The sequence below is a fragment of the Parafrankia sp. BMG5.11 genome, from assembly GCF_004337455.1.
The window spans coordinates 28047-49496 of the sequence record NZ_SJXI01000092.1 but is presented as its reverse complement, the minus strand read 5'-3'; the positions used below and the strand labels follow the sequence as shown (position 1 = coordinate 49496).

At 76.3% G+C, this 21450-nt stretch carries 1 protein-coding gene; it reads left to right on the top strand.

What is annotated here, in order from left to right; all coding sequences use genetic code 11:
• The first annotated feature begins 47 nt into the window (after nucleotides 1-47).
• Nucleotides 48-21305 (top strand): non-ribosomal peptide synthetase, encoded by a 21258-nt coding sequence (locus E0504_RS42940; protein ID WP_131627259.1) that lies wholly within the window; start codon nucleotides 48-50, stop codon nucleotides 21303-21305.
• The last annotated feature ends 145 nt before the right edge of the window (nucleotides 21306-21450 follow it).

Here is a 21450-nt window from a genome sequence, read left to right as displayed (position 1 = left end):
CGGGGTCCGCGCGGCTCGCCCGCGTCGCATCCGGAGGTAGTGGACACGTGGCCAGCCCCGAGCCCCAGGAGCGCAAGCGCGAGCTGCTCCGTCGCCGCCTCGCGGCGGAACAGCTCGCCGCCACCGACCCGGCGGCGCCGCCCGTGCGCGGCCGGCGGGTGCCCGGCCAGGGCCATCCGCTCAGCCCGGGCCAGCTCCGGATGTGGTTCCTGCAGCAGCTCGACCCGTCCAGCGCCGCGTACAACGTCGCCGCCGCCTTCGACCTCACCGGTCCGGTCGACGCCGACGCGCTGCACGCGGCCCTGCGCGCCGTCGCGCGCGGTCACGAGATCCTGCGCACGACCTACCGGGTGCCCGCCGGTGGCCGGCCCGAGCAGGTCGTCCACGCCGAGCTGGACCCGCAGTGGTCGAGCCACGACGTCTCCGGGGAGCCCTCGGCCAGCCGGGAGCGGCTCGCCGACGAGATTGCGCGGCGCGCGGCCCGCCGTCCCTTCGACCTCACCAGCTCCTCGCCGCTGCGGGTGACGCTGATCAGGCTCGCCGCCGACCGGTTCGTCCTCGTGGTGGTCGCCCATCACGTGGCCTGGGACGACGCGTCCTGGGAGATCTTCTTCCGGGAGCTGTTCGCCCACTACGACAACCTCCGGGCCGGCGACGGCCCGCTGCCCGCCGACGAGCGGACGGCGCAGTACATCGACGTGGCCGGGCAACCCAGGGGCGCTGACGCGCAGGACCCCGACCCGGCGGCGCTGGACTACTGGCGCGGCCAGCTCACCGCGCTGCCCGAGCCGCTGCGGCTCCCCGGCGGCGAGCCCGTGGCGGCCGCCACCGCCGCCGGGGCCGACCCGGGCAAACTGGCCGACCCGGGCGGCCAGGTCGTCCACCAGGCGGTGGCCGGGCTCGGGCGGCGGGTGCGCGCGTTCGCGGTCGAGCACGGCGCCACGCCCTTCATGGTGCTGCTGGCGGCCTTCGCCGCGGTGCTGCACCGGCACACCGGGGCCACCGACATCGTGGTCGGCTCGCCCGTGGTCAACCGGGACCAGCCCGGTGCCGACCGCCTCATCGGCTATTTCGGCAACACGGTCGCGCTGCGGGTGCGGGTCCGCCCCGGCGACTCCTTCCGGGACCTGCTCGCGCGGACCAGCGAGACCTGCCGCGGCGCCTTCGCCCACCAGCACGTCGACCTGGAGGACGTCGTCCGCGCGGTCAACCCGGACCGCTCCGACGGCGTCTCGAGCGTGTTCACCACCCTGTTCGCCGTGCGGACGGCCGCTGCCGAGCACCTCGGCGCGCGCGAGCTGAGCGGCGCGCGCCGGCCGCTGCACACCGGTGACGCCCAGTTCCCGCTGGGAGTCACCGTGGAGATCGGGGCCGACCAGCTCGATCTGGAGGCCGGGTTCCTCACCGCCGCGGTCACCGCCGGCTTGGCCGGCGCCGTGCTCCGCCACCTCGAGACGTTCCTCGACCATGCGACGCGCCATCCGCGGCGGCCGCTCGCCGCCGTCGACCTGCTCACCGGTTCCGAGCGCCGGCGGACGCTGGTCGACTGGAACGACACCGCGGCGCCGAGCCCCGACGCGACCTGGGCCGAGCTGCTCGCGCGGCGCGCCGCGCGCGCTCCCGGGCACGCCGCCGTCGTCACGTCCGGCGGCACCCTGACCTACGGCGAGCTGGTCGGACGGGCCGACGCGCTTGCCCACCGGCTGCGCGGCCTGGGCACCGGCCCGGGCACCATCGTCGCGCTGGCGCTCCCGCGCACGCTCGACCTCGTCGTGGCCCTGGCGGGGGTGACCCGCGCCGGCGCCGCCTACCTGCCGGTGGACCCGGGGTACCCGGCCGACCGGATCACGCTCGTCCTCGAGGACGCCGCGCCCTCGCTGCTCATCACCACCCGCGAGCTCGCTGCGACGCTGCCCATCCCCGCCGGCGTCACCGTCGTCCTCGTCAACGGGCCGGCCGCCGGGACCGAGTCCGGGGCCGAGCCCGGGTCGGTGCCCGAACCGCCGGCCGTGGCCGCGGTCCCGGCGGAGCTGGGAAGCGCCGCCTACGTCATCTACACGTCCGGCTCGACCGGGCGTCCCAAGGGCGTGGTGGTGCCGCACCGCGCGCTGACGAACTTCCTGGCCAGCATGGTCGACCAGTTCCAGCTGGGTGACGGCGACCGGGTGCTGGCACTGACGACGCTGTCGTTCGACATCGCGGCGCTGGAACTGCTCGCCCCGCTCACCGCCGGCGCCACCGTCCACCTGGCCGGCCAGGACGAGGCCCGTGACCCGACCGCGCTGGCGGCGCTGCTGGCGGGCGGCGGGATCACCGTCGCGCAGGCCACCCCCTCGATGTGGCAGTCGATCCTGGCGGCGAGCGACGACCGCTTCCCCGGGGTGCGCGTGCTCAGCGGCGGAGAGGGCCTGCCGCCGGCGGTGGCGACCACGCTCGCCGAACGGGCCGACGAGGTCGTGAACCTGTACGGGCCGACCGAGACGACGATCTGGTCGACGGCCGGCCCGGTCGCCGGCGACGGACGGCCGACCGTGGGCCGTCCGATCCGCTCGACCCAGGTCTACCTGCTGGACACCGCGCTGGCCCCGGTCGCCCCCGGCATGCCCGGCGAGCTGTACATCGGCGGGGCGGGCGTCGCGGACGGCTACCTGCGCCGGCCCGGCCTGACCGCGTCCCGCTTCGTCGCCGACCCCTTCAGCGCCGGGGGGCGGCTCTACCGCACCGGCGACCTGGCGCGCTGGACCGCCGACGGCGAGCTGGACGTCCTCGGCCGGGTCGACGACCAGGTCAAGGTGCGCGGGTTCCGGATCGAGCCGGGCGAGATCGAGGCGGTGCTCGGGCGGCATCCCGCGGTGGCGCGCTGCGCGGTGGTGGCCCGGGACGACGGCCCGGCGGGGCGGCACCTCGTCGCCTACGTGGTGCCGGCCGCGCCGGGGACCGTGGTCGACCCGGCGCTGCTGCGTGAGCACCTGGCGGCGGCCCTGCCGGAGCACATGGTGCCGGGAGCGTTCGTCCAGCTGGCGGCCCTGCCGACCACGCCGAACGGGAAGCTTGACCGGCGCGGGCTACCCCGGCCGGACTTCGCCGCGGCGGCCGGGTCGCGGGCGCCGGCCACCGCCGCCGAGTCGCTGCTCTGCGATCTGTTCGGGACGGTTCTGGGCATCGAGCGGGTCGGTGCCGACGACTCCTTCTTCCACCTCGGCGGCGACAGCATCCTGGCGTTCCAGGTGGTCGCCGGTGCCCGCGCCGCCGGCCTGGCCTGCGTGCTGCCGGACATCTTCCGCCACCCCACCCCGGCGTCCCTCGCCGCCGCGGCGGAACAGGCCACTGTGCCACCGCCCGCCGACACAGCCCTCGACGCGGATCTCGCCGGGGTGAGCGCCGTCGACCTGGAGCGCTGGCGGGCCCGGTACCCGGATCTGACCGGTGTCCGGCCCGTGTCGCCGCTGCAGGCCGGCCTGGTCTTCCACTCGCTGCTCGGCGACGGGTCCGGGACGGTTCCCGGCGCGGCCGGTTCCGACGCCTACATCCTGCAGTTCGTCGTCGACCTGCGTGGACGGCTCGACCCGGCCCGCCTGCGCGCGGCGGGCCGGGCCCTGTTCGAGCGGCACGAGAACCTGCGCACCGCCTTCCTGTACGACGGCGACGCGCCCGTCCAGATCGTGCTGGCCGATCTCGCGCCGGCCGCCTTCGACGAGGTGTGGACGGAGGTCGACCTCGCGGGCTGGCCGCGGGCCGAGGCGCTGGCGGAGGCCGAGCGGCTGGGACGGGCCGACCGGCAGACCCCCTTCGACCTCACGGCGCCGCCGCTGGTGCGCTTCCTGCTGCTGCGCACCGGCCCGGACGCCTGGCGGCTCGTGCTGAGCCCGCACCACGTGGTGCTCGACGGCTGGTCCGTCCCGCTGCTGCTGCGTGAGCTGTTCCGCCGGTACGAGCTCGCCCGGGCGGACGGGCCGGCCGCCGCGCTGCCGCCGGCGCCGTCCTACTGGGAATACCTGCGCTGGCTGGCCGGCCGGGACCGGGACGCCTCCCGGCGGGCCTGGGCCGCCGCGCTGGCCGGCGTCACCGAGCCGACGCTGCTGGCCGCGGCCACCGCCCGCCCGAGCACCCCGACCCAGACCGCGGCCCACGCCCCGGACCAGGTCCCCGAGCAGGCTCCAGATCAGGCCGTGGATCAGCGGGACACGGTGGACGGCGGGGTGACCGCCGCGGTGGAACGTCACGCCGACGCCGCCCTGACCGCCGCCCTGGGAACCTTCGTCCGCGAGCGCGGGCTCACCCTCAACACCGTGCTGCGCGCCGCGTGGGCGGTCGTGCTCGGCCGCGCGGTCGGGCGCGACGACGTCGTGTTCGGGACGTCGGTGGCCGGCCGGCCGGCGGAGCTGCCCGGCGCCGCGGAGATGATCGGGCTGCTGCTCGCGACGGTGCCCGTCCGCGTCACCCTCGAGCCGGCCGAGAGCTTCGCGGGCCTGCTCGACCGGGTGCGCGCCGACCAGACGGCGACCCTCGAGCACCACCACCTGGGCCTGGCCGACATCCACGCGGCCGCGGGGCTGCCCGAGCTGTTCGACACCCTGTTCGTGCTGGAGTCCTACCCGTTCGACCCGGCCGGCCTGCTCGGGCCGGACAGCGGCCTGCGCCTGGAGGGCCTGGACGGCCACGACGCCACGCACTACCCGCTGACGATCCGGGTGATCCCGGGGGAGCGGCTGCGTATCACCTTCGGCTACCGGCCGGAGCTGCTCTCCGGGACTACCGTCACCGCGCTCGCCGACCAGCTCCTGGACCTGCTCGCCGCGGCCGTCGCAGACCCGGACAGGCCCGTCGGCGCCATCGGCGCGCCCGCCGGGTCCGTGGCGCCCGCCGGCACCGTCGGCGCCGCCCCGGCCGCGACCCGTCCGGAGGAGGACGAGCCGACCGGTGCGTGGGCGACCGACACGACGCTTCCCGAGCTGTTCGAGGCCCAGGCGGCGCGGGTTCCCGACGCCGTCGCGGTCACCTGGGGCGAGCGGCGGCTGACCTACGCCGAGCTGGACGCCGCCGCGAACCGCCTCGCCCGCCTGCTGGCCACCCGCGGGGTGGAGCCGGAGTCGCTCGTCGCCGTAGCGCTGCCGCGCTCGATCGACCTGGTCGTCGCCCTGCTCGCGGTGCAGAAGGCGGGCGCGGCCTACCTGCCGCTCGACACCGCCTACCCCGCCGACCGGCTCGCCTTCATGCTTTCCGACGCGGCACCGGTGTGCCTGGTGACCTCCACCGAGGCGCTGCCGGCCCTGCCCGCGCGCACCCGGGTGCCGGTGATCGCGCTGGACGCGCCGCCGGTCGTGGCCGCGCTCGCGGAGCAGTCCCCGGCCCGGCTGCCCGCCGCCGGCCGGGCCCGGCCGGAGAACGCGGCCTACGTGATCTACACCTCGGGCTCGACGGGACGTCCCAAGGGCGTTGTCGTCCCGCACCAGACGGTCACCAGGCTGTTCGCGCACACCCAGCCGTGGTTCGGCTTCGACGAGACCGACGTGTGGACGATGTTCCACTCCGCGTCGTTCGACTTCTCCGTCTGGGAGCTGTGGGGCCCGCTGCTGTACGGCGGCCGCCTGGTCGTCGTCGACCACCACGTCTCGCGGTCGCCGGAGCTGTTCCTGGACCTGCTCCGGCGGGAGTCGGTGACCGTGCTCAGCCAGACCCCGTCGGCGTTCAGCCAGCTCATCGAGGCCGACCGGGCGGGCGGGGAGGACCCGGCGGGGCTGGCGCTGCGGTACGTCGTGTTCGGGGGCGAGGCGCTCGACCTCGGCCGGCTGCCCGCCTGGTACGCCCGCCACCGCGACGACGCCCCGGTGCTCGTCAACATGTACGGCATCACCGAGACGACGGTGCACGTCACCTACCTGCGGCTGGACGAGGCCGTCGTCGCGGCGGCGCGGGCCAGCCTGGTCGGCGGGCCCATCCCGGGGCTGCGGGTGCACGTCCTCGACCAGCACCTGCGGCCGGTGGCGCCGGGCGGCCTCGGCGAGCTGTACGTCAGCGGCGCCCAGCTCGCCCGCGGCTACCTGGGCCGGCCCGGTCTCACCGCCACCCGCTTCGTCGCGGACCCGTTCGGCGGGCCGGGTGCCCGGATGTACCGCACCGGCGACCTCGCCCGCCGAACCGCCGACGGCGGCTTCGAGTACCTCGGCCGGGCCGACGACCAGGTCAAGGTGCGAGGCTTCCGCATCGAGCTCGGCGAGATCCAGGCGGCGATCGCGACCCACCCGGCGGTGGAGCAGGCCGTGGTGCTGGCCCGGGAGGACCAGCCGGGGCAGCGGCGGCTGGTCGGTTACGTCGTGGCCGCGCCGGGGCGCCGGGTCGACTCCGAGGAGCTGCGCCGGCACGCCGCCGCCATGCTCCCCGAGTTCATGGTGCCGGTTGCCGTGCTGGCGCTGGACGCCTTCCCGCTCACCGGCAACGGCAAGCTCGACCGCGCCGCCCTGCCGGCGCCGGATCTGGCGAGCGTCTCCACCGGCACCCGCGCCCGCACCGAGCGGGAGCGAACGCTGTGCGCGGTGTTCGCGGGCGTGCTCGGCCTGGACGAGGTGGGGGTCGACGACGACTTCTTCACCCTCGGCGGCGACAGCATCAGCGCGATCCAGCTCGTCAACCGTGCCCGGCGCGAACAGGTCGGCTTCACGCCCCGGGACGTCTTCACCCACCGCACCCCGGCTAAGCTCGCGGCCCGCACCGAGCCCGCCGCCTCCGCCGTTTCCACCGCGCCCGACGGGCCGGCCGCATTCGCCGGACCTGGCGCCGCGCCTGACCGCCCTGGCGGAGCGGGAACGGGCCTGGGTGCCGATCCCGAGGCGATCGGCGTGTTCACCCCGCTCCCGATCGTCTCCCGGCTGGCGAGCTGGGGCGGGCCGGTGCGCCGTTTCAACCAGGCCATGCTGGTCTCGACGCCGGCCGGCGCCACCGTGGACCTGCTGCGGGACGCCGTCCAGGCCCTGCTCGACCAGCACGACGCGCTGCGGGCCCGGCTGCTGCGCCTGTCGCCCGCGCTGTGGCTGCTGGAGACCCTGCCGGTCGGTTCGGCGCGTGCCGGCGACCTGCTGCGTCGGGTGGACATCGCCGGCCTCGACGAGGCCGGCCTGCGCGCCGCCGTCGCGGCCGAGTCGGCCGCCGCGGCCGACGGGCTCGACCCCGAGGCCGGCGCGATGCTGCGAGTGAGCTGGCTCGACGCCGGCTCCGACCAGCCCGGGCGGCTGCTGCTGGTCGCACACCACCTCGTCGTCGACGGGGTCTCCTGGCGGGTCCTGCTCTCCGACCTGCGGACCGCCTTCGCGGCCGTGCTCGCCGGGCGAGCTCCCCACCTGGACCCGGTCGGAACCTCGCTGCGCGCGTTCGCCCGGATCACCGCCGAACGCGCCCAGGACCCGGCCCGCCTCGCCGAGCTCGCGCACTGGACGGCGACCCTCGCCCCGGGCGGTCGGCTGCTGGGCGGCGCCCCGTCGACCGGCGCTGCGGCTGCGACCGGCGCCGCGGCGGCTCCCGGGGCGGCCCCCGCTGCGGCCGGCACGATCGCCGACACCGACCGCCTCGTCGTGGAGCTGCCCGCGCGAGCCACCGCGCCGCTGCTCACCTCCGTTCCCGCGGCGGCGGGAACCGACGTCACCGCGGTGCTGCTTGCCGCGCTGCGTGCCGCCGTCACCGGCTGGCGCCGCGAGCGGGGCTGGGACGGATCGTCCGACCTGCTCGTGGATCTCGAGCGCCACGGCCGCGACCCGATCGCGCCCGAGGTCGACCTCTCCCGGACGGTCGGCTGGTTCACCGCCATCTCACCCGTCCGGCTGCCGGCCTCCGGCGATCCGGCCTCCGGCGGGCTGGCGTCCGGCGGGCTGGCGTCCGGCGGGCTGGCGTCCGGCGGGCTGGCAGGCACGCTCGAGGCCGTGGCGGGCCGGCTGCGCGAGATCCCCGACGGCGGGGCCGGGTTCGGGCTGCTGCGCTACGCCAACGCGGCCGCGGCGCCGGTGCTCGCCGGGGCGGAGCACCCGGAGGTCCTGTTCAACTATCTCGGGCGGTTCGGCGCAGACGCGGCCGACGCCTGGGCGCCGGCACCGGAGTTCGACGCGCTCGCCGCCGAGCCCGACCCGGCCATGGGCGTCGCCTACCCGCTGACCGTGGACGCCGTCAGCGTCCAGACGCCTGACGGGCCCGTGCTGCGGACCACCCTCACCTACCTCACCACGGTGATCGACCGGACCGCGGCCGACGCCCTGGCCACCGCCTGGCTGGCCGCGCTCGCCGGCCTGGCCGGCCTGGCCGACGATGCCGTCCTGGCTGGCGCCGCTGCCCAGGCTGACACCGCTGGTCCGGCCGCCGTCACCGGTGCGGACGGCGCCGCCGGCCCGGCAGCGACCGGTGACCTGGTCGAGCTGTCGCCGGCCGAGCGGGCGCGGGTCGAGCGGGTGAGCCCGGGGCCCGTCGCCGAGATCTGGCCGCTCTCGCCGCTACAGGAGGGCCTGTTCTTCCACTCCGCCTTCGACCGCTCCAGCGACGCCTACACCGCCCAGTTCGCGCTCGACTTCGGCCACCGTTTCGACGTAGACCGGCTGCGCCGCGCCTGCGAGACGTTCATGCGGCGCAACCCGACGCTGCGCGCCGGTTTCCTCGGCGACGGGCTGCCCGCGCCGCTGCAGTTCGTCGTCACCGAGCTGCCCGCGCCGCTGGAGGAGACCGACCTCACCGGCCTGCCCGCTGCCGAGCGGGCCGAGCAGGCCGAGCTGCTGGCGCGCCGCGACCGGGAGCGCCCCTTCGACATCTCGAACCCGCCGCTGTGGCGGCTCACCCTGCTGCGCCTCGGCCCCGACCACGACCGGCTGGTCTTCAACCGGCAGGTGCTGGTCTGGGACGGCTGGTCTGGCGCCCTGGTCATCGACCAGCTCCTCGGGCTCTACGAACGTGGCGGCGGTGACGAGGGGCTGCCCGTCCCGGCCGCCTCCTACCGCGACTTCCTGATCTGGCTGCGGGCCCGGGACACCGCGGGCGCCGAGGATGCATGGCGGGCCGCGCTCGCCGACCTCGACGGCCCGACGCTGGTGGTGCCCGAGGCCCGTGGGCTGCCGCCGATCGAGCCCGAGCGGATCACCACCGAGCTGGCCGAGTCGACGGCGCGCGCGGTGCGGGAGCTCTCCCGCCGCCACGGCATCACCGTCAACACGGTGTTCAACGCCGCGCTGGCGCTCGTCCTCGGCAACGCCGTCGGCTCCGACGACGTCGTGTTCGGCACCACGGTGGCCGGTCGGCCCACCGACGTCGAGGGCATCGACGAGGTGATCGGCCTGTTCCTGAACACCGTGCCCGTCCGGGTGCGGCTGGACCCGCGTGAGTCGGTGCTGGACCTGCTCCGCCGGGTCCAGGACCAGCGGGTCGACGTGATGGACCACGAGTACCTGGGGCTCGGCGACATCCAGCGTGCCAGCGGCCGCACGCAGCTGTTCGACACGCTGTACGTGCTGCAGAACTTCATCGACGAGGTGGCCACCGAGCAGAGCAGCGACCGGTTCGGGATCACCGGCGGCACCAGCATCGACCACACGCACTACCCGCTGACGTTCGTGCTGTTCCCCGGCACGCGGATCACGATGCGCCTGGAGTACCGGCCGGACGTCGTCGGCGCGCAGCGGGCTGCGGCGCTGTTCGACCGGTTCCGCGGGCTGCTCGACGAGCTGGTCCGGGACGTCACCGTCCCGGTCGGGTCGGTCGAGGTGCTGCTGCCGGCCGAGCGGGCGGAGCTCGCGGCGAGGTGGGCCGAGCCGTTCCTCCCGGTCGGCACCGAGACCGTCGCCGACATGCTCGCCGCGCAGGTCGCCCGCACGCCCGATCTCACCGCGCTGGTGTTCGGCGACGAGCGCGTCAGCTACGCCGACCTGGACGCGCGGGTCAACCGGATGGCCCGGCTGCTGCTCGCGCGCGGCGCCGGCCCGGAGACGGTCGTCGCGCTGGGGCTCGGCCGCTCGGTGAACATGGTGGTGGCGCTGTTCGCGGTGCTGCGCACCGGGGCCGCCTACCTGCCCCTGGAGCTCGAGCACCCGCCCGCCCGCCTGCTCGGCATGGTCGCCGACGCCGGGGCGGCGCTGCTGGTGGCGACCGATGCCACCGCCGCCTACCTGGACGGCGCCGGCGCCGGGCCCGACGAGCCGGTACCGAGACTGCTGCTCGACGACCCCGCGGTGGCCGCGGAGCTCGCAGCCACCGGCGCCGGAGAGCTGTCCGACGCCGAGCTCGGGCTGTTCGCCCGGGACCGCGCCGACCGCCTCGACCACCCCGCCTACGTCATCTACACCTCGGGGTCGACCGGGCGTCCGAAGGGAGTGGTGACCCCCTACCGGGGACTGACCAACATGCAGCTCAACCACCGCGAGGAGATCTTCGCCCCCGCGGTGGCGGCGGCCGGCGGGCGCCGGCTGCGGATCGCGCACACCGTCTCCTTCGCCTTCGACATGTCCTGGGAGGAGCTGCTCTGGCTCGTCGAGGGCCACGAGGTGCATGTGTGCGACGAGAACCTGCGCCGTGACGCCGAGGCCCTCGTCGCCTACTGCGACGTCCACCGGGTGGACGTGGTGAACGTGACGCCCACCTACGCCCACCACCTGTTCGAGCTCGGCCTGCTCGACCGCGCCGAGGACGTTCCGGCGGGGCCGCCCGCGACCGTGGGCGCCGCCGCGACCGCGGGCGCCACCGCGGAAGCCGGGAGCGGGCCCGGGGGCCTGCACCGGCCGCCGCTGGTCATGCTCGGCGGCGAGGCGGTCTCGGAGGCGGTGTGGAACCGGCTGCGCGACACCGCGGACACCGCCGGGTACAACCTGTACGGCCCCACCGAGTACACGATCAACACTCTGGGCGCCGGCACCGCGGACAGCCCGACGCCGACCGTCGGCCGGCCCATCCGCAACACCCGCGCCTACGTCCTGGACGGCTGGCTGCACCCGGTGCCCGACGGGGTCCCAGGCGAGCTCTACATCGCCGGCGACGGCCTGGCCCGGGGCTACCTCGACCGCTTCGCCCTGACCGCCACCCGCTTCGTCGCCGACCCGCGGGTCCCCGGCGGGCGGATGTACCGCACCGGTGACCTGGTCGTGCGCGGCGCCGCTGACGGGAACCTCGACTTCCTCGGCCGCACCGACGAACAGGTCAAGATCCGCGGCTACCGGGTGGAGCTCGGGGAGATCACCGCGGCGCTCGACCGTCATCCGCGGGTCAGCCAGGCCGCCGTCGTCGCGGCCGACGACACCGGGGCGCCGGGAACCCGGCGGCTGGTCGCCTACGTCGTGCCCGCGGAGCTGACCGCCGCCGACCGGGCCGCCGTCGAGGCCGACCAGGTCGGCGAGTGGCGCCAGGTCTACAGCGACGAGTACGTGCAGATCCCGACCGCGGTACACCGCGAGGACTTCGCCGGCTGGGACTCCAGCTACGACGGGCAGCCCATCGCGCTGGAGCACATGCGGCAGTGGCGGGCGGCGACCGTCGAGCGCATCCGCGAGCTCGCCCCGCGTCGCATCCTGGAGATCGGCGTCGGCACCGGTCTGCTGCTCGGCCAGCTCGCGCCGGAGTGCGACAGCTACTGGGGGACGGACTTCGCCGCCCCGGTGATCGACAAGCTCCGGGCCGAGACCGCCGGTGACCCCCGCTTCGCCGGCCTGGAGCTGCGCTGCCAGCCGGCGCACGTCACCGACGGCCTGCCGGCCGGGCTCTTCGACACCATCGTGATCAACTCGGTGGTGCAGTACTTTCCCAGCCCCGAGTACCTGCGCGGGGTGCTGCGCGCCGCGCTGGAGCTGCTCGCCCCCGGCGGCGCCCTCTTCGTCGGGGACGTGCGCAACCTCGCCAGGCTGCGGGCCTTCCACACCGCGATCGAGGTGAGCCGGTCCGGTCCCGGCGGGCTCGCCGAGCCCGCGGGCGGCCTGCGTGACGCCGACCTCGCCCGGCTCGCGCCGGCCGTCGATCGCCGGGTCCGGCTCGACAAGGAGCTGGTGCTGGCGCCGGAGTTCTTCACCGCGCTCGCCAGCGAGACCGGCGCCGAGCTCTCGCTGCGGGTCAAGCGGGGCTCGTTCCACAACGAGCTCACCCGGCACCGGTTCGACGTCGTGCTGCGCCGGCCCGCCGCGCCGCCGGAGCCGCCCCCCGCGCCGCCGGTGCGTCTCGGTGAGGCCCCCGTGCTGCTCTGGGGGCATCAGGTCGCCGGTACCGACGCGATCGAGGCGCATCTGCGTGACCGCCGCCCGCCGATGCTGCGGGTCGCGGCGATCCCCGACGCGCGGGTGGCCGGCGAGCTCGCCCTCGCGGCCCGGGTCGCCGGGCGGGACGTCCCGGGCGGTGCCGCCGCGCCCGAGCGCGCGGTCGACGCTGAGCACGCGGTCGACCCCGAGGAGCTGTTCGCGCTCGCCGACCGGCTCGGCTACGAGCAGCACCTCACCCTGTCCGCGGCCGGTCCCGGCCTGTTGGACGCGGTGTTCGTGCGCGCGGTCGACGTCGGCGCGGGCCCCCGCGTGGACGGCTACCTGCCGGACCCGGCGGGCGGCGAGGCCGCGCCGCCACTCGCCAACGACCCGACCGCGGCCCGTGGTGCCGCGGCGCTGGCGGCGCTGCTGCGCGCCGACCTCACCACCGCCCTGCCCGACTACATGGTGCCGGCCGCCTACGTCACGCTGAGCGAGATCCCGCGCACCGCCAACGGCAAGCTGGACGTCGCCAGCCTGCCCCAGGCCGATCCCGCCGTGGCCCTGGTGGCCTCGCGCCCGGCGTCGTCACCGGCGGAGGTCATGCTCTGCGAGCTGTACGCCGAGGTGCTCGGGCTGCCCGAGGTCGGCGTCGAGGATGACTTCTTCGCGCTCGGCGGCCACTCGCTGCTGGCCACTCGCCTGGTCAGCCGGGCCCGCGCCGCGCTCGGCGCAGACCTGGCGATCCGTGACCTGTTCGAGGCCCCGACGGTGGCCGCGCTCGCGGCCCGGGTCGGCGCCGCCGGTGACGAGCCCGCCGTGCCGAGCCGGCCGCCGCTGGTCCCCGCCGACCGCCCGGAGCACATCCCGCTCTCGCCGGCCCAGCGCCGGCTGTGGCTGGTGGACCGCGTCGCGGGCGGGACGAACGCGTACAACTACCCGTTGGTGATCCGGCTGGGCGGCGAGATCGACCTGGACGCGCTGCGCGCCGCCGCCGCGGACGTCGCGGCCCGGCACGAGATCCTGCGGACCGTCATCGCGGAGCACGACGGCGAGGGCTACCAGCGGATCCTCGACCCCGCCGAGGCAGGTCCCGAGGTCCGGTTCGTCGACGTCGCCCCCGCGCGCCCGGGCGCTCCGAGCGCCGGCGCGGAGACGGGCCCGGCCGCCGAACCGAGCCTGGACGGCCCGGAGCGACCCCTTGAGCCGGATGAGCTTCAGCGCCTCGTCGAGCGGTTCGTCGCCGAACCGTTCGACCTGCGGACCGACCCGCCCCTGCGGCTGGCCGTGTTCCGGACCAGCCCCGCCGAGTCGGTGCTTGCCGTGGTCCTGCACCACATCGCGACCGACGAGTGGTCGGACCGGCCGTTCCTGGAGGACCTCGACGCCGCCTACGCCGCGCGCCGTGCGGGCCGGGAGCCGGACTGGGAGCCGCTGCCGGTGCAGTACGCCGACTACACCCTCTGGCAGCGGGAGCTGCTCGGCGAGCCGGCCGACCCGTCGTCGCCGGCGGGCCGCCAGCTCGCCTACTGGGAGCAGGCGCTGCGGGGCATCCCGGCGGAGATCGAGCTGCCGCTGGACCGGCCGCGCCCGGCGGTGCGCGACGGCGCGGGCGGCCGGGAGGCCCGCGAGCTGCCCGCCGCCACCGTGACGGCCCTGCGCGGCCTGTGCGCGCGGACCGGCGCCAGCATGTCGATGCTCGCGCACGCCTCGACGGCCACCCTGCTGCACCGCCTCGGCGCCGGTGACGACATCCCGCTCGGCGTGCCGATCGCCGGCCGCACCGACACCGCGCTCGACCACCTCGTCGGGTTCTTCGTCAACACGCTGGTGCTGCGCTCGGACCTCTCCGCCGACCCGACGTTCGCCGAGCTGCTGGCCCGCACCCGCGAGACGGACCTGGCCGCGTTCGACCACGCCGACCTGCCCTTCGAAGACGTGGTCGCGGCTGTCAACCCGCGCCGCTCGGCGGGCCGCAACCCGCTCTTCCAGGTGATGACCGGCTACCACCACCTGGCCGACGGCGAGCACACCCTGCTCGGCCTGCCGACGTCCTGGCTGCGCACCGAGGCGGGCACGGTGAAGTTCGACCTGGACGTCACCTTCGTCGACCGCGGCGGGAGCGACCAGATCACGCTGCTCGTCGAGTACGCCCGTGACGTGTGGGACGCCGACACCGCGCGGCGGCTGGCGGACCGGTTCGTCGACCTGCTCGGGCAGCTCGCCCGGGACCCGGACCGGCCGGTCAGCCGACTGGCCCTGCTCGGCGGGGACGAGCGCCGGCGGGCCCTGCGGTCCGCCACCGGCCCGCGCCGGGAACCGCCGCAGCCCACCGCGGTGCGCCTGTTCGCCGCGGCGGCCGCGGCCAGCCCGGACCGCCCCGCCCTGGTGGCCGGCGGGACGAAGCTGACCTTCGCCGAGCTGGCCGAGCAGGTCGGGAGCCTGGCCCGGCTGCTCGCCCGGCGCGGGGCCGGCGTCGAGGACGTGGTCGCGCTCGCGCTGCCCCGGGCCCGGATGGTGCCCGCCCTGCTCGGCGTCATGACCGCCGGGGCGTGCTACCTCCCGATCGACACCGACCACCCCGCGGACCGGCTGGCCTTCCTGCTCACCGACGCCCGGCCGCGGCTCGTGCTCACCACCGCGGCCCTCGCCGGCCAGCTGCCGGCGACCGGGGCGGAGGTGGTCGTCCTCGACGACCCGGCCGTCCAGGCCGAGCTGGCGGCCCATCCCGCCGGCCTGCCGATCGCCGGCCTCCCGCCGGCGGGCCAGGCGCTGCGCGGCGACAACGCCGCGTACGTGATCTACACCTCCGGCACCACCGGCCGTCCGAAGGCAGTGGTCGCCACGCACCGCGGCGTGACGAACCTGTTCGCCTCGCACGAGGTGGAGCTGATCCTGCCGGCGGTGGCGGCGCGGGGCGGCGACGGGCCGCTGCGGGCCGTCCACGCGGCGTCGTTCAGCTTCGACGGGTCGTGGGAGCCGCTGCTGTGGCTGTTCGCCGGGCACACCGTGCACGTCGCCGACGAAGCGACGATGCGCGACCCGGCAGCCCTCGCCGAGTACGTGGTCAACGCGCGGATCGACTTCCTCGACGTCACCCCGACATACCTGCGTGAGCTCGTCCACCTCGGGTTCCTCGACGGCGCCCACCTGCCGGGCGTGATCGCGGTCGGCGGCGAGGCCACCCCGGCGCCGCTGTGGGAGCGCCTGCGCACCCTGCCCGGTGTCGTGGCGCACGACCTGTACGGCCCGACCGAGTACAGCGTCGACGCCTACGGCTGGCACGGTGACGGCACGGCCGGCCCCGTCGCGAACACCCGTGCCCTCGTCCTGGACGTCGGTCTCGAGCCCGTCCCGGACGGGGTGCCCGGGGAGCTGTACCTGGCCGGTGACGGCCTGGCCCGCGGCTACCTGGGCCGGCCGGGGCTGAGCGCCACCCGGTTCGTCGCCGACCCGTTCGGCGCCCCGGGCGGGCGGATGTACCGCACCGGCGACCGGGCGCGGCGCCGCGCCGACGGCACGCTGGCCTTCCTCGGACGGGTCGACGACCAGGTCAAGGTACGTGGCTTCCGGATCGAGCCCGGCGAGATCGAGGCCGCGCTGCTGGCGCTGCCCGGCGTCGCCGCCGCGGCCGTGATCGTCCGGGAGGACGCCGCGGGAGACCCGCGTCTGGTCGCCTACGTCGTCCCGGACGGCCCTTGCGCCACGGTCGATCCCGGCGTGGCCGTTCCTGGCCCGGTCGATCCCGCCGCGGCCGATCGCGCGACGGGCGATCGAGCCGTGGCCGATCTCGGCGCGCTGCGCTCCGAGCTCGCGCGGACGCTGCCGTCCCATCTCGTGCCGAGCGCGTTCGTCGCGGTGGCCGAGCTGCCGCGCACCGTCAGCGGAAAGCTGGACCGCGCGGCCCTGCCGGCACCCGGCGAGCCGGCGGCGTGGCCCGGCCGCCGCCCGCGCGGCGCGCGCGAGGAGCTGCTCGCCGAGCAGTTCGCCGCCGTCCTCGGGACGGCGGAGGTCGGCGCCGAGGACGACTTCTTCGCCCTGGGTGGGCACTCGCTGCTGGCGATGCGCCTGCGCAGCCGGATCCGCTCGGTGTTCGGCGTGGAGGTTTCCGCCCGCGACATCTTCGACGAGCCGACAGTGGCGGGCCTGGCCCGCCGGCTCGACGGGGCGGTGGCCGCGGCCCGGCCCGCCCTGGCGCCCGCCGACCGGCCGCAGCGCCCACCACTGTCGCACGCCCAGGCCCGGCTGTGGGTGCTCGGCCAGGTGGAGGGGCCCAGCCCGACCTACAACATCCCGGTCACCTGGCGGCTGGAAGGGCCGCTCGACGTCGGTGCGCTGCAGGCCGCCGTCGGCGACGTGGTCACCCGGCACGAGGCGCTGCGCACGGTCTTCCCCGCCCCGGACGGCGTGCCCCACCAGCGGGTCCTCGACCCCGCCGCGGCCCGGGTGGACGTCGAGCTGATCGAGCTCGGCTCCGCCGGGGACCTGGCCCGGCGTCTGGAGAACGCGTCGGCACGGGTGTTCGACCTCGAGCGCGAGCTGCCGGTGCGGGTCACCGCCGTCCGGCTCGACCCGCGGCTGCACGTGGTCCAGTTCCTGGTCCACCACATCGCCGCCGACGAGGGCTCGGACCAGGCGCTGGCCCGTGACCTGTCGACCGCCTACCGCGCCCGGCTGCGCGGCGAGGCGCCGCGATGGGCCGCGCTGCCGGTGCAGTACGTCGACTACACCCTCTGGCAGCGCGCGTTGCTGGGGGACGAGTCGGACCCGGCCAGCCCCGCCTCGGCCCAGCGCGACTTCTGGCGCCGCGAGCTGGCCGGGCTGCCGGTCGAGCTGGCGGTGCCCACCGACCGGTCCCGGCCGGCCGAGCCGTCCCACCGCGGCGGCGTCGTCGAGCTGACCTGGGACGCCGAGTTGCTCGACCGACTGCGCGCCACCGCCCGGGCGCACGACGTCAGCCTGTTCATGGTGTTGCAGGCTCTGGTCGCGACGCTGCTACACCGGCTCGGGGCCGGCGACGACATCCCGATCGGCAGCCCGGTGGCCGGCCGCGGCGACGAGCGGCTCGACGACCTGGTGGGCTTCTTCCTCAACACGCTGGTGCTGCGGACGGACCTGTCGGGGCCGGTGAGCTTCGGCGAGCTGCTCGGCCGAGTCCGGGCCGCCGACCTCGCGGCCTTCGACCACCAGGACCTGCCGTTCGACCGGGTCGTCGAGGCGGTCAACCCGCCGCGCTCCCTCGCCCGGCACCCGCTGTTCCAGGTGATGGTCGTCCACCTGCCGGCGGCGGGTGCCGCCGCCGGGCTCGACCTGCCGGGCGTGACGGCCCGGCCCGAGCCGGTGCGCGCCGCCACCGCCAAGTTCGACCTCTCCTTCGACTTCCTGGAGCGCGTCACCGAGGCCGGCACGACCGAGCTGGCGGTCGGGCTCGCCTACAGCGCGGACCTCTTCGACCACGCCACGGCCGCGTCGTTCGGCCGCCGGCTGCAGCTGCTCACCGAGGCCGTGCTCGCGGCCCCGACAGCACCGCTGGCTGCACTGCCCGTTCTCGACGACGCAGAGCGGGATCTGGTCCTGACCGGGTTCAACCGCACCGGGCGCGCGGTCACCGAGCTGACCTGGCCGGCGGCCTTCGAGGCCCAGGCCGACCGCACCCCGGGGGAGGTGGCCGTGGTCTGCGAGGACGTCGAGCTGACCTACGCCGAGCTCGACGCGCGGGCGAACCGGCTCGCACGGCTGCTGGCCGCCCGCGGCGCGGGGCCGGAATCGGTGGTGGCCGTCGCCGTGCCGCGCTCGGCCGACCTGGTCGTCGCGCTGCTGGGGGTGCTGAAGACCGGCGCCGCCTTCCTGCCGCTCGACCTCGACCACCCGGCGGACCGCGTCGCCTTCATGATCTCCGACGCGGGCGCCCGGCTGCTGGTCTCCACCCGCGGCCACGCCGAGGAGCTGATCGCGCTCGGGGCGCTCGGGGCGCTCGGAGTGCCGGGGCCGCTGGGCGATCCGGGCGCGCCGGGCACCGGCGCGCCCGGGCTTGACCTCGTGCTGCTCGACGAGCCCGGGACGGCGGCCGAGTTGGCCACGGGTGACCCGGCCCGGCCCGGCACCGGCGTGGCCACGAGCCTCGACAGCGCCGCCTACGTCATCTACACGTCGGGCTCGACCGGACGTCCCAAGGGTGTGGTGGTCACCCACGAGGGTGTGGGCAGCCTGGTCGCGACCGCTGTCGACCGGCTCGGGGTGAACGGGACGTCCCGGGTGGCGCAGTTCGCCTCGGTCGGGTTCGACGTCGCGGTCTTCGACCTGTGCATGGCGCTGTGTGTCGGCGGGCGCGCGATCATCGTGCCGGCGCAGCGGCGCGTCGCCGGGCCGGAGCTCACCGGGTACCTCGCCGACCACGGCGCCACGCACATGATCCTGCCGCCCGCCCTGGTCGCCGCGTTGCCGGCGGACTGCGCGCTGCCGGCGGGCGCGGTGCTGGTGGTGGGCACCGAGACCGTGCCGATCGAGACGGTGCGCCGCTGGTCGAGCCACCTGCGGGTGGTCGCCGCCTACGGCCTGACCGAGGCGACGGTCAACTCCACCCTGTGGCAGGCGGACCCGGACTGGACCGGCGCGGTGCCGATCGGCGTCCCCGACCCCAACACCCGCGCCTACGTGCTGGATACCGCGCTGCGGCCGGTCGGGGTCGGGGCGGTCGGCGAGCTCTACATCGGCGGCCGCGGGCTGGCGCGGGGCTATCTCGGACGCCCGGAGCTGACCGCCCAGCGGTTCGTCGCCGACCCGTTCGGCCGGCCGGGCGACCGGCTCTACCGGACGGGCGACCGGGCGCGCTGGCGCCCCGGCGGGGTGCTGGACTTCCTGGGCCGGGCCGACGACCAGATCAAGATCCGTGGCTACCGGATCGAGCCGGGCGAGATCCAGTCCGTGCTGATGCGTCACCCCGGCGTGCGCCAGGCGGTCGTGCTGGCCCGGGAGGACCGCCCTGGATCACTCCAGCTCGTCGCCTACGTCGTGCCGGTCGACCCGGCGCAGACTGGCCCGGTGCCCGGCGGCGCTGTGCCCGGCGGTGGCCGGCTCGACCCGGCGGCGCTGCGCGTGCACGCGGCCGAGTACCTGCCCGAGTACATGGTGCCGGCGGCGGTGGTGCTCGTCCCGGGCCGGCTTCCGATGACCCCCAACGGCAAGCTCGACCGGGCAGCGCTGCCGGCTCCCCGGTTCGCGCTCTCGGCAGCCGGCCGTGCGCCGGCCTCGGCGACCGAGGCACGCCTGTGCGAGCTGTTCGCTGAGGTCCTCGGGCTGGGCGACAGCCGTCGCGGGCCGGCGGCAGAGGAACAGGCGGGGCGGCAGCCCACCGCCGTCGGCGTCGACGACGACTTCTTCGCCCTCGGCGGCGACAGCATCATCTCGATGCGGCTCGTCAGCCGGCTGCGGGCCGACGGGTTCGTGGTCCGGCCGGCCCAGGTGTTCCGGCACCGGACGCCGGCCGAGCTCGCGGCGGTGCTCACCGGGGCCGGGGCGCTCCCGGGCACCGTCGTCACGACCGGGGCCGGGCCGCTTCCTGGTGCCGTCGCCACGGCTGTGGCCGGCGACGGCGTCGGCGTGGTGCCGCCGACCCCGCCGCTGCTCGCGCTGCGGGCCGCCGGCGGCGGTGTGGACGGTTTCTCCTCGCCCATGCTGCTGCACGTCCCGGCCTCGGTCACCCTGCCGGCGCTGCGGGCCGTCCTGGCCGCGGTGGCGGAGCGGCACGAGATCCTGCGGGCCCGGCTGGTGCGTGCGGCGACCGGCACCGTCCCCGACGGCCTGCCGGCGACCAGCGCCGACGGCGGTGAGGCGTGGTACCTCGATGTGCCTCCGCCCGGCCCGGCCGGTGTCGGCTCGTGGGTGCGCCGGGTGGAGGTGGGCGCGGACGACGACCTCGACCGGACGCTCGCCGCCGAGGCGCTCCGCGCCAACCGGGAGCTCGACCCCGACGCCGGCGCGATGGTCCGCGTCGTCTGGTTCGACGCCGGGCACAGCAGCTCGGGCCGGCTGCTGGTCCTCGTGCACCACCTGGTGACCGACGGGGTGTCCTGGCAGATCATCCTGGATGATCTCGCCGCGGCCTGGAACGCCCTGACCCGGGGCGGCGTACCGGCCCTCGCGCCGGTGTCGACGTCCTACCGGCGGTGGGCGCTGGGTGTCACCGAGCAAGCCCGGCGACCCGAGCGGGAGGCGGAGCTGGCGTACTGGCTCCGGACCGTCGAGGGCGGCGCGCCGCTACCGCGCCCGGCCGGTGCGCCCAGCGAGCTCGCGACGGGGGAGGACAGTCGGCTCCCGGTCGACGGGGCGACCGCGGCGACCGAGGAGGTCGCGGAGGTCGAGCGGGCGGTACCGGAGCACGACACGGCGGTGGTCGAGCGCGACGCCGGGGCGGTAACCGCGACGATTCCCGAGACCTGGGCCGGCGACGTGCTGGTGGTCGCGCCCGCTGTCTGGGGCGTCGGGGTCGACGAGATCCTGCTCGCCGCGCTGGCGCTGGCGGTGGCCGACTGCCGCCGCCGGTGGGAGGGCACGCAGGCCGCCGGGCTCGTGGTCGCCCTGCAGAGCCATGGCCGCGTCGACCCGGAGGTGGACGAGGCGGACCTGACCCGCACCGTGGGGTGGTTCGCCGACGTCCACCCGCTCTGCCTGGATCAGCGGCCGGTCGACCTTGGCGACCCGGCGGCCGGCGCGGCGCTGGACGCCGCGGTCGTCGCCGTCCACCGGCGCAAGGCCGAGACCCCTCGGGGCGGTAGCGGCTACGGCCTGCTGCGCCATCTGAACCCGCGCACGGCGCCGGTCCTCGCCCGCGCCGGCCAGCCGGCGGTCTACCTGAACTACGAGGGCAGGTGGTCGCGGCCCGAGCCGGCTGACTGGGATGTCGCGCGCGAGGACGAGGGTCTCTTCGCCGGCTGGAACTCCGAGCGCGCCGACCCCTTCCCGCTCACGGTGATCATCCGGGCGCTCGACCTGCCCGGCGGCCTGCGGCTGGTCGCCCGGTGGACGTCCGGCGCCGGCGGGCTCCCGGCATCCGCGGTCGGTGATCTCGCCACGGCGTGGACGCGTGCCCTGGCCGCGCTCGCCGCGCGGGCCCGGCACCTGCGCTAACCCGCTCGCGCGCGGCGCGTGCGGCCCGGCCACGCGCGCCGCACGGGCATCGCGCCCGCGGCAAATCGACGGACCCGTCCCTGACGCATCGAATTTGCCGCAACGAATTTTTGGTTAATCCGACCAAAACCCAGTCAGGTAGCGA